Source organism: Micromonospora mangrovicola (assembly GCF_047200535.1).
In the GTDB taxonomy this organism is placed as follows: domain Bacteria; phylum Actinomycetota; class Actinomycetes; order Mycobacteriales; family Micromonosporaceae; genus Micromonospora.
This window is the reverse complement of the sequence record NZ_JBJZOG010000010.1, coordinates 46,484-60,585: the sequence shown is the minus strand read 5'-3', so window position 1 is coordinate 60,585 and position 14,102 is coordinate 46,484. Positions and strand designations below refer to the sequence as shown.

The following is a 14,102-nucleotide window of genomic DNA, read 5'->3' as shown; positions in this document are numbered from 1 at the left end:
TTCGGCCGGGCCGCGGCCCGGCCGGTAGGGTCAGGCGGAGGGCGCGGCGGAGATCAGGTCGCGGGTGATGGCGGGGATGTCCCGGGTGCCGGTGAGCGCCATGGTGAGGTCGAGTTCGGCCATGACGTTGCGGATGACGTCCTCCACGCCGCGCTGTCCGGCGAGCGCGAGCCCGTACAGGTGGGGCCGGCCGAGCAGGACGGCGTCGGCGCCGAGGGCGAGCGCGACGAAGACGTCCGCTCCGGTACGGATGCCGCTGTCGAGCAGCAGCGTCGGCTCCGGGCCGATCTCGTCGCGGATGGTGACCAGGGCGTCGAGCGACGCGACGGCGTTGTCGACCTGCCGGCCGCCGTGATTGGACACCACGATTGCGTCCGCCCCCAGGTCGAGCGCGCGGCGTGCGTCGTCGGGGTGCAGGATGCCCTTGAGTACCACCGGCAGTCGGGTGCGTTCCCGCAGGGTCTCCAGATGCCGCCAGGACAGCCCCGGGTTGGAGTAGATGTCCAGGAACGTCTCCACCGAGGCGCGGGGGAGAGGGGAGCGCAGGTTGCGCCAGAAGCGCCCTGGGTGGTTGCGGGTCATCGCGAGCAGGGCGCGTACGGCGCTCAGGGTGACCCGGACGTCCTGCTTCGTGGCCGGCGCGGCCACCCGGTCGGCGACGATGGCGCCGAAGCGGGGATCCGAGGTGTACTGGGCGATGCCCACGCCGCGGGTGAACGGCAGCGAGCCGAGGTTGAGGTCCTGCGGTCGCCAGCCGAGCACGGTGGTGTCCAGGGTGACCACGAGGGCGCCGGCCCCGATCGATTCGGCCCGCTGGATCAGGCTGTCCACGAGGCCCTCATCCTTGCTCCAGTAGAGCTGGACCCAGCGCTGGGTGTCACCCATCGCGGCGGCGCACTCCTCCATCGTGTTGCAGCCCTGGTTGGAGAAGACGTATCCGGTGCCGGTGGCGGCCGCGGCGCGGGCGATGGACAGGTCGCTGTCCCGGCCCATCAGGGCGCCGGCCCCGACCGGGGCGAGCAGGACGGGGCTGGTGTGGCGGCTGCCGAGCAGGTCGACCGACAGGTCCCGATCGACCGCGCCGGCCGCCATCCTGGGGACGATCGCCCAGCGGTCGAAGGCGGCCCTGTTCCGTCGCATCGTGCGTCCCTCGCCGGCGCCTCCGGCGACGTACGCCCAGGCGATCCGGCTGCTGGCCCGGCGTGCCCGTCGCTCCAACTCGGCGAAGTCGGTCGGTACGACCGGTCGCCGCCCGAGCATCCCTTCCCGGTAGATGTGCTGCAGACGGCTCAGCCCGACACCGGTGGGCGCCAGGCCCGCGCCGGTCGAAGCCGCGGCCGGGGCACCGGTCCCGGTCGGGTCGGCGGCGTCGGCGGACTGGCGGGCCGTGTCGGTCATGCTGGTCCTCCGAGGTGGCTGGCTCCGGCTGCTGCCGCGAGCAGCACCCTAGAACCAGGTCAGCCGACTTGCCAAGTCAGCTGACTTGAGATCCGGCGCGCGAGCGCCGAGCATGCACACCATGGAGACGATTGTCGGAGGGCGGGCGGTACGGCGCGGACAGGTCGTCGACGCGCTGCTGGAAGCCACCCTGCAGAGCCTGGCCAGCGTAGGTTTCGCGGCCACCACCACCCGCGGCGTGGCCGAGCTCGCCGGGGTCAGCCAGGGCGCACAGCAGCACTACTTCCCGACCAAGGCGGCCCTCGTCGACGCGGCGATCAACCGGCTGGCAGACCGGCTCCTCGACCAGGCGATCCGACCATTGCCCGGCGCGGACGAACGCGAACGGGCCGGGCGGCTCATCGACGGGCTGTGGGAGGCGTACCACCTGCCGGCCTCCGCCGTTCTCGCCGAACTCCTCGCCCTCGGTCGCACCCATCCGGACACCGCCGCCAAAACCGCCGCGACCCTCGTCGCCGTGACCGACCGGATCGTGGCGGTCGCCCACCACGCCCTGCCGAGCTACCGCGCCCGGGCGGATTTCCGGGAGATCGTCCTGGTCGCCGTCGGCGCCATCCGTGACGCCGCCACCGTGGGGCGGGTACCCGGCACCGCGCCGGCCCTGCCCACGCTGCCCGCCATCAGGCGCGCCTTCCTGCAGGCGCTCGACGGCTCGGCGAGGTAGTGGGCGATGCCGTGAGGCGGTGCGCGTTCCGGCGCGCCGGCGGTGCGAGCCCGCAGGACCGGCAACCAGCGGACTGGCGGACGCGGGCGGGAGATTCATGGCGGGAGGCGCCAGCGGCTCGGTCACGGGGTCACAACATCGTTGCGCGTCCCGCCGGCGAGGCCCCAACAGGCGAACGTCCCGCCTCCCGCGGCGGTCCCTGCTGCTCCCCCGCGCGGGGCGGGCGTGAGCACCGCGCACGGTGCCCACGCCCGTTACGCGTCAGCGCCTGGCCTGCTGCTTGGCCATCTGTGGCTGCTCGCCCTGGTCGACCCTGCGCAGTGCGTCGCGCAGTTGGTCCTCGGTCATCTTCGAGTTGCCCTGGATGCCCGCGTTGTGGGCCTTCTGCCGCAGCTCGTGCAGTTGTTCTCGGCCACCCATGTCGACCTCCTTGATGCGGTGGCGCGGGCGAGTCCTCGCGCCACTGCGAATCGGCTTCCCGTGTCGGCGTCGAGCAAACGCCCGACGGCGACCTGCCCGCGCCACTGCGGGTGCCCCGGCGGCGGCTTCACCGCCGGCACTTCGTCAAGAGGTCGTGAGGATGACGAGTTGCTGGGTCGCCCGGGTCATCGCGACATAGCGGTCAACCGCCGCTTCGATGCCGCTGCCGAAATTCTCCGGGTCGATGAGGACGACCAGGTCGAACTCGAGCCCCTTGGACAGTTCCGGGGGCAGTGACCGGACGCGGGACGTCGCCCGGAAGGTGGGATCGCCGATGACGCACGCGATCCCTTCCGTGTGCGCGGCGAGCCAGGTGTCGAGGATCGAGCCCAGATCAGCAGCGGACCCGCGTACCACCGGGACGCCGCCGCTGCGGATGGAGGTCGGTACGTTGGCGTCCGGGAGGACGGCCCGGATGACCGGCTCGGCTTCCGACATGACCTCTTCCGGCGTCCGGTAGTTGATGGTGAGGGAGGCCAGGTTGATCCGATCGAGCCCGATCCGCTCGAGCCGTTCCTGCCACGACTCCGTGAACCCGTGCCTGGCCTGGGCGCGATCCCCGACGATGGTGAAGCTGCGGGACGGGCAGCGGAGCAGCAACATCTGCCACTCCGCGTCGGTCAGCTCCTGGGCCTCGTCCACGACGATGTGCGCGAACGGGCCGGCGAGTCGGTCCGCGTCGGTGTCGGGCAGTGCGGTCTCGTCGACCAGGGCGTCCCGCATGTCCTGCCCGCGCAGCATCGTCAGCACACCTTCACCGTCGTCATAGGCATCGGCCTCGATCAGGTCGTCGACGACGGTGGTCATGCGCGCGCGTTCGGCGGCGACAGCGGCCTCGTGCCGGCGCGTGCGCCGTGACGCCTCCGGGTCGCCGAGCCGCTGCCGCGCCGAGTCCAGGAGTGGCAGGTCGGACACCGTCCACGCGCGGGCGTCGCCGCGCTGCAGCTTCCGGACCTCGTCTGGGCTGAGCCAGGGAGCGCATTTTCGCAGGTAGGCGGGGACCGACCAGAGGTCTCCGACGACGTCGGCCGCGTCGAGCAGCGGCCAGGCGCGGTGGAAGGTCGTGAGCAGCTCCCTGTTCCGCAGCAGCGACCCGCGGACCAGGTCATCCGGCTCATCGCCGTCGTACTTGCTCAGCAGGATGGTGAGCAGCTCCTCCCAGATCTCGTCACGCGCCTCGTTGTGCGGGGTGCCGGGCCCCGGCGCCTCGAACGCCTCGGCCCAGTCGTCGGCGCTCAGCCAGCTGTCGGAGTCGCCGGTCGTGACCGTCATCCCCTTGCCGGGCGGCTCCTCGTAGAACCTGACGGCCGTGTCGATCGCCTTCACCAGGTTCGCGGACGACTTCAGGCGGGCCACGTCCGGGTCGGTCTCGGCCGTTGCCGCGGCTCCCTCGGGGACGAGGTCCCGCAGGGTGCAGGTCTGTACGTCCTCCTCTCCGAGGCTGGGGAGGACGTCGGCGACGTAGGCCAGGTAGGGCTGGTGCGGACCGACGAACAGCACGCCGCCCCGGCGGTGACCGAGGCGAGGGTCGGAGTAGAGGAGGTAGGCGGTGCGGTGCAGCGCGACGACGGTCTTCCCCGTACCAGGACCGCCGTCGACGACGAGTGCGCCGCGGGATCCCGCGCGGATGACAGCGTCCTGGTCGGCCTGGATGGTGCCGAGCACGTCCCGCATCCGGGTCGACCGGCTGCTGGCCAGGCTGGCGATGAAGGCGGACTGGTCGTCGAGCGCGACGTGCCCGTCAAATCCGTCCGAGCTGAACACCTCGTCCCAGTAGTCGCTGATCAGGCCGCGGGTCCAGCGATACCTGCGGCGGCTCGCCAGACCCATCGGGTTGGCGTGGGTCGCCCCGAAGAACGGCTCGGCCGCGGGGGAGCGCCAGTCGAGCAGCAGCCGGCGACCCGCGCTGTCCGTGAGGCCACGTCGTCCGACGTACACGGGCTCGGGGTCGTCCGCGCTGACCATGCGTCCGAGGCACAGGTCCAGACCGAAGCGACGCAGTGCGCGCAGGCGAGCGGTCAGCCGGCGGATCTCCTGGTCCCGGTCCAGCGCCTGCCGGCCCTTGCCGCCGGCGGCCTTGCGGGTGGCGTCGAGGCGGTCGGAGAGGTCGGCGAACAACTGCTCGAGGCTCTCCGCCATTGCCGCGAAGTGCTGCTCGTCGCCAGCGATCAGCGTCGGATCGGCCTTGGCGGTGAGGTTGTCGGGAAGGTCAAACACGCTGACAGTCATTCAATTCATCAATTCTGATCCGATGCGGCTTGCGGTCCTCGCGTTTCGCGATTTCCATTTCTGCGGGCTTTTGGCTCGGCCGGTGATTCTGCGGCACGACCCGGGTCTTGCCGCAAGCCCCCCGGTGCGCTATACCTTGAAAATGGAGGGGAAAGGTTCTCCTCCCCTGATCGTCCGCTGGGCGCGAAAACGCGGGGAAAGCAGACCAGTCCGCGATTGACCTTGGCGGCGGTCCCGCCGGACAGCAGCGAGTCCGAAGAAGTCGAAGTGCTCGTCGCAGGTCGGCCGCCGATGACATGCAGGCCTTGTCGGCGGTAACGAACTCCCGTGGCCGCGTCGACCCGGCCATGCCGAACAGTCCGGCCCGAACGCGCTGGCCGGGAACCGGCCAGCGCGTCGGGCACTTGCGATCGCGTGTCCGCTCAGATGCCGGGCGAAGAACCGCAGCGAGCTGTCCGCCTCGAACGACGGCCGGGCGCGCCGACGCGGGTCCCGGACCAGCGTCAGGGTGTGGAACGCATCCGGCCGGGGCGGCCGGACGCCGCGCCGGGTCAGCCGGTGAAGGACTCGGGGCCGAAGCGGCCCCACGCCACGAAAGTGGCCATGACGAGATAGACCAGGTCGGGCACGACTGTCACCTGCTCGCCACGGCGGAGACGCATGGTCGCCGCGCCGACGAAGAGCAACGCCACGCAGGTGGCAGTCACGGGCACCAGAACCGGCGCGATGTCGAGTACAGCGGGCAGGATCAGGCCCACCGCAGCCAGGAACTCGAGGGCGCCGATGGCCCTGAGGGCACCGGGGCTGAAGTCCAGAACCCATTCCGCGCCGTGGCCCAGGGAAGCGATCTTCTCCCGCGGCACAAACATCTTGGCGGTACTGACCAGGAGGACCGCGGCCAGCAGTCCAGCGATGATCCACAGTGCGAGGTGCAGCGTGAGGTTCATGAGGATCTCCTTGCGGGTTGTCGGCGATTCCCGTCGGTCGGGTCGTCAGGCTGAGCCGGCCAGGTGGTCGGCCCTGACCGCCTGACCGCTGCCGGGGCGACGGCCCGTCCTCGCGGACGGACCCGCCGGTCGGTCCGTGCCCAGCCTCGCCGCGTGTACCGCGACCAGCGGTACCCGGCGCGGTGGTTGATGCCCGTGGTGCAGACGTCGACGGTGGTGGTGTTGACGAGGAAGCCGCCGATTCCCTTGGTCGCGCCATTGAGCGACGCGATCTGCTGATGTGTGTTGTGCTCCTTCACGACCAAGCTCCGGCTCGTACGGCTGTGTGCCGCGCGGATCGTTCGCGCGGCCCTACGACAAGGAGATGCCGGCGACCCGACCCTTGTGACATCGCGGCGGTATGGCCCACGCCACTGGCCGCGGGTGTCACCGGGCGGCGGCGACCGGCATCCTGTGGGTGGAACGGTCGATGGCAACGAGGCAGGAGAGCGCCGGTACACGTCCAGAGCCGGGCCGGGGGAGGGCAAGCCTGCCGGCTCGGCAAGCCGGGACGTTCCCACCGGCGCGAGCCGCGAGGGGTGATGGCCGGCATCGACCTGCCCTAAGGCCGGCGTGTTTCGGTGTAGTAGGAGTGGACCGCCGGCTGGCCGGTGTAGTTGGGTCCGGCACGGTCGTCGGCGCCGAGGTAGGTGTACGGCAGTGACACGACACCGGGCCCGTTCCGCCCGATTCGCCGGCGGCGGGTGTCGATGGTGAAGCCCGCCCCGCGTAGTGCGGTGGCGAGTCTCCGGCCGGCGGGCCGGCCATCGGCGAGGCGGATGCTGTTCAGGTCGAGGTCGGCGCTCAACTGGCCGTCCTCGACCAGCCAGCCGGCGATGCGGGTCAGCACCGCGAGCTTGTCGCCGATGTAGTGCAGTCCGTGGACGCAGGTGATGAGGTCGAATCGGCGCGGTGGCGACCAGGACGTGATGGAGGCACAGGTCAGCTGCAACGCCGTGTGCTGGACGGGCACGGGATCGAAGAAGTCGACGAGATCCACGCCGACGATCGTGACGAGCTGATCGAGTCCGTCACGCGCGAGCACGTCCGCGGCTTGCCGGAGGCATCGGCCGGTCCCGCAACACAGATCCAGCCAGCCGATCGTTGGCTGCTTGCGCTCGACGGCGTGGGAATGCCGGATGCGGCCGATGAGCCACTCGACCGGGTTGAACCCGAGCTCCCGCGTGTAGCTGTTCACCCCGGAGAGCTGGCGTTCCCGGTTCATCGTCGAGTTGACCACCACTGCGGACGATTCCAAGCTCTCATCATCGAGCAGACGATCCGGCACAGAAAACAGCCTGCCAGAGCCGAACCTGAACCCGGCACGACCGAGCCCGTGGCGCGGCCGAGGGCCATGTCGATCAGCGAGCCGCGGCAGGATTGAGCCGTGCGGACCGAGTCAGACACGATTGAGCTGAGCGAACACGAACTTCGCGAGATCGCGGGTTACGCGGCTGATTGCGCGCGTAGAGCAGTGTCGATCTTCGAGCAGGGCCATCCTGCCGACACGCGCCCTCGCGACGCCATCGATGCGGCACACGCCTTCGCCGAGGGCGGCCGGCGCACGGCCGCGCTGCGCCAGCGCGCGTGGGCAGCGTACCGAGCGGCGCAGGAAGCCGCTTCACCAGCCGCGGTCCAGGCGGCACGGGCGGCAAGCCACGCAGCCGCCGCCGCGTACCTCCACCCCCTCGCCGACGCCCACCAGGTGAAACACATTCTCGGTGCGGCAGCGCATGCGGCACGAGCGGAGGAGTTGGCCTCCGGAGCGGGTCAGCGTGTCACTGTGGGGACTCTTGACTGGGCGCTTCACCACGCACCAGCAGCGGTCACCGCCGTGCTCGGCCGTCTGCCCGCCGCGCCGCCCCGAGGTGGGCGCGTGGGAGAACTCATCCGCGATCTCGACGCCGCTCTCCGCCCCTGAGGACGATCAGACACCAGAGACCGTGGGCGAGATCCTGGCCAGCGGAACGAGTGGGCGTCGACCCGCGTGCGAGGATGCCTCCATGAGCAGCGACGTGCTCCCCGACGTGAGCGCCCTGGCGATCAACGTCACGATCCCGGAAGAGTTCCGCTGGACCGACACCCGACGCGGTGAGGAGTTCACGCTGACGACACTCAACGTCCGGCTTCTCCCGGACGGGCGCCTCGCGGTGAAGGCATACGGCCGGCCGACCGGGGGCGGCCGCGGCGCGTACGTCTCGTTCCCGGTGCCCGACACGCCCGAATTGGTGGCCCTGGTCGGGCGGGCTGCCAGCCGCGCCGGTGCGCTGTGGGCCGCCCATCAAGGTCTCAGCTGACGGCTCGACCACTGCGCCGCGCCGTGCCGGCCCCGTGGGGCGCGCAGGCCCACAGCCGGTGGGCCGGCGTCGCGTCGAGCCCGGGACGGCCCTCGGATTTGCGGTGGAAGATGCGGTAGGCGTGGTATTACTGCTTCTGCCCGGGGCGGGAATCGGCAGAACAGGCGAGGCATGACGACCAGCAGGGCGAGTGGGCTGTTGCGCAGGCCCGAGGAGACCCGGGCGACGTTCCTGGAACTCTTCTTCGATCTGGCCTTTGTCTTCGCGCTCGCGCAGCTCTCGTACGCCCTGATTCAGCGACTCACGTGGAGTGGTGCCTTCCAGGCGCTGCTGTTGTTGCTGGCCGTATGGTGGGTCTGGTTCACCACGGCGTGGATAACCGAGTTGTTCGACCCGCACCGGCCCGCGATCCAGGCGCTGACCCTCGCGATAATGGTCGGCGCTCTGGTGATGGCAGTCGCGCTGCCGGACGCGTTCGGCGACGGCGGCCTGGTCTTCGCGGGCGCGTACGTCGCCGTCCACATCGGCCGTGACCTCTTCCTCGTGATCGCGCTACGGGGTCACGAGCTGCAACGCAGCACGCTGCGGGGGCTGTTCTGGTTCGGCGTGTCCGCGCTGCCGTGGATCGCTGGAGCGCTCGCGCACGGTACGGCGCGCGGGGTGCTGTGGACCCTCGCGGTGGCCTTGGACTACGCCGCGTACGTGCTCCGCCATCCCACGCCGGGGATCGGCCGGACGCCGACAGCACAGCTACCCAGCGTGGCCGAACACCTGGCCGAACGGTACCGGCAGTTCTTCATCATCGCGCTGGGCGAGCTGATCCTGGTGAGTGGAGTGACGCTTCGCGGCGCCGGCTTCGCGGCTGACCACACCCCAGCGTTCCTCGTGTCGGTCACCACCATCGTGCTGCTGTGGCGGATCTACATCTACCGCGCCGGGGAGCTGCTGTCCGCAGCCATCGCAGCTGCCCCCGATCCCGCCCGCCGAGCCCGGTCCGCATTCCACACCCATCTGGCCATGGTGGCCGGCATCGTCGTCACCTCCGTCGGCATCGAACTCGTCATCGCTCACCCACTCGGGCACAGCCGGCCGGCCTGGGGCGCCGTCGTCCTCGGCGGGCCCGCACTGTTCCTGGCCGGGCGGGCCGCTTTCGAATACACGGTCTTCGCCCGCGTGTCCCGTAGCCGGATGATCGGCCTGCTCGCGTTGGCCGCCGCGATCCCCGGCACGCTGCACCTTCCGCCGCTGCTGTCCAGCGTCGCGGCCACCGCCGTGCTCGCCGGCGTCGCCATCTCCGACGCGGCCCGTGCCCGGCGGCACCCGCCGGAGCCGCTGTCGCTGCGTGGTGGCGGTGGCTCATCATCGTGAACGGCGGCGGCCCCGCGTCCAGGGGCAGCCCGCGCTCTGGACATCTGCGCAGGAGGGCAGCGGCCGGTAGAAATCCCCCCCCGCGACCTGGTGCACGAGCGGCCGGTCCAACAGCCGCCGCGGCGGAGCACCCCGTTCACCCGCAGCTCCACCAGGTCACCCGGCGCCGGGCCGCTCGATCTCGCTGGTCCAGCCGACATCGGTCCGCCGAGACTCGGCAGCCGCACCGAGGTGGCGGCCCGACCATGGTCCCGCCACCTGCGTGGCGGATGGGTCCACCCCACCCGGCCGGGTCCGCCTCATCCCAACCTCCCCGCCGCGGATCTCGCCGACACCCGGCCACCGTGCCACGGGGACGCCTACGCTGTGTATCGGAAGCACCGGCCGTGGGGGAGCAGGTCGATGACTGAGTCCTACTTCGCGTCCCTGCAAGACCGAGCCACGTCGACGCTCCCGTACTCGCTGCGGGGGACAGTGCGTGCCGACCTCCTCAGCGGGGACGTCACCGAACACTGGTTCATCGACATGCGTGGGCCGACCATCCGCGTCAGTCGCGAGAACGTCCCGGCCGACGCCGTGCTCATCACCACCCGCGAGGTCTTCGAGCGGCTGATCTCCGGCACGACCCGCCTTGTCGCGGTGCTGTGGCGCAACGATGCCGCACTGGTCGGGGACCCCGGGGTCATCAACGCACTCCGGCTGACCTTCCCCACGAGGGCGGGCCACACCGACCCGAGGGAGGCTGCCCGTCGCCGTTGCCCGCACGGTGCCGCCTGGCGTGCGCGGATGGATGCCACTCTGCAGAGAGGCGGTCCCGACGGCGATGAGAAACCACCTCAGCATCCTCGACGGGAACACCTTCCTGGTCAGTAACGACACCGGGGACATGGATCCGTCCCCGACGTATCCCACGGGCCTCTTCTCCTACGACACCCGCTTCCTGTCGACGTGGCGGCTGACGCTCGACGGGCAGCGGCTGAGCCCGCTGTCCGTCGACGATCTTCGCTACTTCGAGAACCGGTACTTCCTGGTTCCGGGCGAGCCCACCCACTATGTCGACGCCAAGGTGTCGGTCATCCGGCATCGCACGATCGGGAACAGCTTCAGGGAGGAGCTGTCGGTCCTCAACCACGACGAGGTTGCCGCGCAGCTGGTGGTCCGCGTCGAAATGGGCAGCGACTTCGCGGACATCTTCGAGATCAAGAACCCGCAGCCCAAGAAGCAGCCGGTGGAGACGATCGTCGAGGAGGGGCGGTTACGCCTGCGGTACCGCCGGGGCTCGTACCACCGGGAAACGGTGATCAGCAACTCGCAGCCGGCCTCGATCGATCCCTGCGGTATGACCTTCCGGATCTCCGTGCCGCCCGACGGGGAGTGGCAGACCACTCTGAACGTCGAGACGCGCATCCTGGGCGCCGGGAACCGGGACTTCCGAGAGAGCATCCGGGTCGGGCACGCGCGGTCGGCGGACACGTTGCAGCGCGCGCTGGACGAGTGGCTGGCCGCCGCCCCCACCCTGGTCTGTGAATATCCCCAGCTCACGGCGACCTACCGGCGCAGTCTGATCGATCTGGCGGCACTGCGGTACACCGCGCTGTCCACCCAGACGGAGTTGGTGGCAGCCGGGCTGCCCTGGTTCATGACGCTGTTCGGTCGGGACAGCATGATCACCTGCCTGCAGGTGCTGCCGTTCACGCCGCAGCTGGTGTCGGCGACCCTCAGCGCGTTGGCCATGGGCCAGGGCGGCCGGCTGGACGATTTCCAGGACGAGGAACCCGGGAAGATCCTCCACGAGATCCGCTACGGAGAATCCGCCGGGTTCGAGGAGCAACCACACAGTCCGTACTTCGGCGCGGCCGACACGACCCCGCTCTTCGTGATTCTCCTCGACGAGTACGAGCGCTGGAGCGGCGACGCCACCCTCGTACGGGGGTTGGAGTTCCAGGCCCGGGCCGCGCTCAACTGGATCGACGAGTACGGTGACCTGCTCGACACCGGATACATCTGGTACGAGACGCGCAACCCGGAGACCGGCCTGGTCAACCAGTGCTGGAAGGACTCCTGGGATTCGATCTCCTACCACGAGGGCCGGCTGCCCCCGTTTCCCCGCGCGACCTGCGAGTTGCAGGGCTACGCCTACGACGCCAAGGTGCGCGGCGCACGGCTGGCCAGGCACTTCTGGAACGACTCCGAGTACGCCAACCGCCTCGAACGCGAGGCGGCCGAGCTCAAGGCCCGGTTCAACCGGGACTTCTGGGTCAGCGAGGGCGAGTACTTCGCGCTCGCCCTCGATGCCGAGGGCGGTCAGGTCGACGCGCTCTCGTCGAACATGGGCCACCTGTTGTGGAGCGGCATCGTCGACGACTCGCTCGCGCCGAAGTTGGCCGAACACCTCCTCGGCCCGCGCCTCTTCTCCGGCTGGGGCGTGCGGACCCTGGCCAAGGGCAGCGGCAGGTACAACCCCATCGGCTACCACGTCGGCACCGTCTGGCCGTTCGACAACTCCATCATCGCCTGGGGACTGGCGCGCTACGGGTTCCGACGCGAGGCCGCCGTCATCGCCCATGCGATGTTCGACGCCGCCCAGTACTTCCAGGGTCGCCTTCCGGAAGCCTTCGCCGGGTACGAGCGGACGCGCACCAGGTACCCGGTCGAGTACCCCACGGCGTGCAGCCCTCAGGCGTGGTCCGCAGGCACGCCGCTGCTGCTGCTCCGAGTGATCCTCGGCCTCGAACCCGAGGCCGAGCGGCTCTTCATCGATCCGATGATCCCCGCCGAGTTGGGGCGGGTGGAACTCCAGAACATCCCCGGACGGTGGGGGCACATCGACGCCCTCGGCCGCAGTCAGGACGCCCACTGACCGGCCACTGTGGATCTTCCGACGGTCCCGAGGGGGTGGACGTCGTCGCGGCTCCCGTGATAGGCCAGGGTATACGGGCCGGTGGGACCGGCGAACGAGGGCGGTGCATGGCTCCATTTGCGACAGCCGGCAATTCCACGTAATTCGTTGACATCGTCTCGCCCGGCGACAAGACTCGCCAAAATCGTTCATTTGCCATGGCGTGTCATAGGGGGGACCGTGTCCAGGAGCAGAACCAGCCTGATCAGTGCCGTGCTCGCTCTCACCGTCGGCGTGCTGACCGGATGCACCGCCGGCAAGAGTGTGGACGTCGGGGACGGCGGCTCGGGCGGCGCGACCGGGGGCGTCCTCACCGCCGCCATCGGCGGTGAGCCCGACCAGTTGGATCCGCACAAGACCTCCGCCTACTACAGCTTCGAGGTGCTCGAGAACGTCTACGACACCCTGGTCGAGCCGGACGCGAACCTGAAGATGGTGCCGTCCCTGGCGACCGGCTGGACCACCAGTGACGATCAACTGACCTGGACCTTCACCCTCCGCGACGGGGTGAAGTTCTCCGACGGCACGCCGCTGGACGCCGAGGACGTGGTCTATTCCTTCAACCGGATCATCACGCAGAAGCTGAACACGGCGTACAAGTTCGCCACCGTGAAGTCGGTGACCGCGAAGGACCCGACCACCGTCGTCATCACCCTGAACGCGCCCACCCCGAACCTGTTGGCCAACCTCGGCGGGTTCAAGGGCGTCGCGATCGTCGACAAGGCCAACGTGGAATCCGGCGAGGTCAAGACCAAACCGGTCGGCAGCGGGCCGTTCAAGGTGGGCAGCTACACCTCCGGCGACAGCATCAAGCTGGTCCGCAACGACACGTACTGGGGGACCAAGCCGAAGCTGGACGGGGTCACCTACACCTTCGTCAAGGACCCGACCGTGGCGCTGCAGAACCTGCAGAGCGGTCAGGTCCAGTGGACCGACAACCTGCCGCCCCAGCAGGTCCCGTCGCTGAAGGACAGCGGTGAGCTCACCGTCAAGTCGGCGCCGTCCAGCGACTACTGGTACCTGGCGCTGAACCAGGCCCGCAAGCCGTACCGCGACGTCAACGTGCGCCGCGCCATCGCCTTCGCCCTGGACCGCGAGGCGATCACCAAGGCCGCCAAGTTCGGGCTGGCGACGGTGAACCAGACCGCGATCCCGAAGAACAGCGCCTACTACTACGACTACGCGCCCTACACCCACGATCCGGCCAAGGCCAAGCAGCTGCTCGCGCAGGCCGGCGTCAACGGCCTCACCATGGACCTGATGGTGACCAGCGAGTACCCCGAGACCGTCACCGCGGCGCAGGTCATCGCCGCCCAGCTCAAGGACGTCGGCATCACCGTCAAGATCCGTACGCTGGACTTCGCGCAGTGGCTCGACGAGCAGGGCAAGGGGAACTTCGACTCGTTCATGCTCGGCTGGCTGGGCAACATCGACCCGGACGAGTTCTACTACGCCCAGCACCACACCGGCGGCACCTTCAACTTCCACAAGTACAGCAACCCGGCCGTGGACAAGCTGCTCGACCAGGCCCGCACCGAGACCGACCAGGCGGCCCGCAAGCAGGAGTACGACCAGGCGGCCAAGCAGATCGTCGATGACGCCAGCTACATCTACCTCTACAACCCGGACGTGGTGCAGGGCTGGTCGAAGAAGGTGTCCGGCTACGAGGTACGCACCGACCGGGCGATCCGGTTCCGCGACGTGGCCCTCGCCAAGTGAGC

Annotated in this window: 12 protein-coding genes; 7 read left to right on the top strand and 5 right to left on the bottom strand. The window is 69.7% G+C overall.

Going from position 1 to position 14,102, the window contains the following annotated elements:
• Positions 1–30: 30 nt before the first annotated feature.
• The gene (locus tag ACL02O_RS06715) at positions 31–1,398 is read right to left on the bottom strand and encodes an alpha-hydroxy-acid oxidizing protein (protein WP_412817084.1); all 1,368 of its coding nucleotides are present in this window, start codon (positions 1,396–1,398) and stop codon (positions 31–33) included.
• Between the two features lie 121 nt (positions 1,399–1,519).
• Between ACL02O_RS06715 and ACL02O_RS06710 the strand changes: the two genes are divergently transcribed.
• Complete coding sequence (locus ACL02O_RS06710) at positions 1,520–2,122, top strand: TetR/AcrR family transcriptional regulator (protein ID WP_412817083.1); 603 nt, start codon at positions 1,520–1,522, stop codon at positions 2,120–2,122.
• Between the two features lie 261 nt (positions 2,123–2,383).
• Here the strand turns inward: ACL02O_RS06710 and ACL02O_RS06705 are convergent, their stop codons facing one another.
• The 4 genes from ACL02O_RS06705 to ACL02O_RS06690 form a co-directional block, all read right to left on the bottom strand.
• Positions 2,384–2,542, bottom strand: coding sequence for a hypothetical protein (locus ACL02O_RS06705; protein ID WP_412817082.1), 159 nt, complete (start codon positions 2,540–2,542; stop codon positions 2,384–2,386).
• Between the two features lie 144 nt (positions 2,543–2,686).
• Positions 2,687–4,831 (bottom strand): RNA polymerase recycling motor ATPase HelR, encoded by a 2,145-nt coding sequence (gene helR, locus ACL02O_RS06700; protein WP_412817081.1) that lies wholly within the window; start codon positions 4,829–4,831, stop codon positions 2,687–2,689.
• Between the two features lie 551 nt (positions 4,832–5,382).
• A complete protein-coding gene (locus ACL02O_RS06695) occupies positions 5,383–5,778 on the bottom strand; it encodes a DoxX family protein (protein WP_412817080.1) in 396 nt (131 codons plus the stop codon).
• Positions 5,779–6,379: 601 nt separating this feature from the next.
• The gene (locus ACL02O_RS06690; RefSeq protein ID WP_412817079.1) at positions 6,380–7,075 is read right to left on the bottom strand and encodes a class I SAM-dependent methyltransferase; all 696 of its coding nucleotides are present in this window, start codon (positions 7,073–7,075) and stop codon (positions 6,380–6,382) included.
• A 129-nt stretch (positions 7,076–7,204) separates the two neighbouring features.
• On the opposite strand from ACL02O_RS06690, the gene ACL02O_RS06685 reads away from it, so the two are divergent.
• The 6 genes from ACL02O_RS06685 (at position 7,205) to ACL02O_RS06660 (ending at position 14,100) form a co-directional block, all read left to right on the top strand.
• On the top strand, positions 7,205–7,738 hold the full coding sequence (locus ACL02O_RS06685; RefSeq protein WP_412817078.1) for a putative immunity protein: 534 nt from the start codon (positions 7,205–7,207) through the stop codon (positions 7,736–7,738).
• Positions 7,739–7,820: 82 nt separating this feature from the next.
• On the top strand, positions 7,821–8,114 hold the full coding sequence (locus tag ACL02O_RS06680) for a hypothetical protein (protein WP_412817077.1): 294 nt from the start codon (positions 7,821–7,823) through the stop codon (positions 8,112–8,114).
• 171 nt (positions 8,115–8,285) lie between these two features.
• On the top strand, positions 8,286–9,482 hold the full coding sequence (locus tag ACL02O_RS06675; protein WP_412817076.1) for a low temperature requirement protein A: 1,197 nt from the start codon (positions 8,286–8,288) through the stop codon (positions 9,480–9,482).
• 474 nt (positions 9,483–9,956) lie between these two features.
• Positions 9,957–10,355: a hypothetical protein gene (locus ACL02O_RS06670; RefSeq protein WP_412817075.1), complete on the top strand. Its 399-nt coding sequence runs from the start codon at positions 9,957–9,959 to the stop codon at positions 10,353–10,355.
• Positions 10,306–12,342 (top strand): amylo-alpha-1,6-glucosidase, encoded by a 2,037-nt coding sequence (locus ACL02O_RS06665; protein WP_412817074.1) that lies wholly within the window; start codon positions 10,306–10,308, stop codon positions 12,340–12,342. Before ACL02O_RS06670 ends, ACL02O_RS06665 begins: the two co-directional genes overlap by 50 nt.
• A 219-nt stretch (positions 12,343–12,561) precedes the next feature.
• Complete coding sequence (locus ACL02O_RS06660; RefSeq protein ID WP_412817073.1) at positions 12,562–14,100, top strand: ABC transporter substrate-binding protein; 1,539 nt, start codon at positions 12,562–12,564, stop codon at positions 14,098–14,100.
• Positions 14,101–14,102 lie beyond the last annotated feature (2 nt).

Coding starts and splice junctions, on each gene's coding strand:
- ACL02O_RS06715 (WP_412817084.1), bottom strand. CDS start 1,398: ATGACCGACACGGCCCGCCAGTCCGCCGACGCCGCCGACCCGACCGGG.
- ACL02O_RS06710 (WP_412817083.1), top strand. CDS start 1,520: ATGGAGACGATTGTCGGAGGGCGGGCGGTACGGCGCGGACAGGTCGTC.
- ACL02O_RS06705 (WP_412817082.1), bottom strand. CDS start 2,542: ATGGGTGGCCGAGAACAACTGCACGAGCTGCGGCAGAAGGCCCACAAC.
- helR (WP_412817081.1), bottom strand. CDS start 4,831: ATGACTGTCAGCGTGTTTGACCTTCCCGACAACCTCACCGCCAAGGCC.
- ACL02O_RS06695 (WP_412817080.1), bottom strand. CDS start 5,778: ATGAACCTCACGCTGCACCTCGCACTGTGGATCATCGCTGGACTGCTG.
- ACL02O_RS06680 (WP_412817077.1), top strand. CDS start 7,821: ATGAGCAGCGACGTGCTCCCCGACGTGAGCGCCCTGGCGATCAACGTC.
- ACL02O_RS06675 (WP_412817076.1), top strand. CDS start 8,286: ATGACGACCAGCAGGGCGAGTGGGCTGTTGCGCAGGCCCGAGGAGACC.
- ACL02O_RS06665 (WP_412817074.1), top strand. CDS start 10,306: ATGAGAAACCACCTCAGCATCCTCGACGGGAACACCTTCCTGGTCAGT.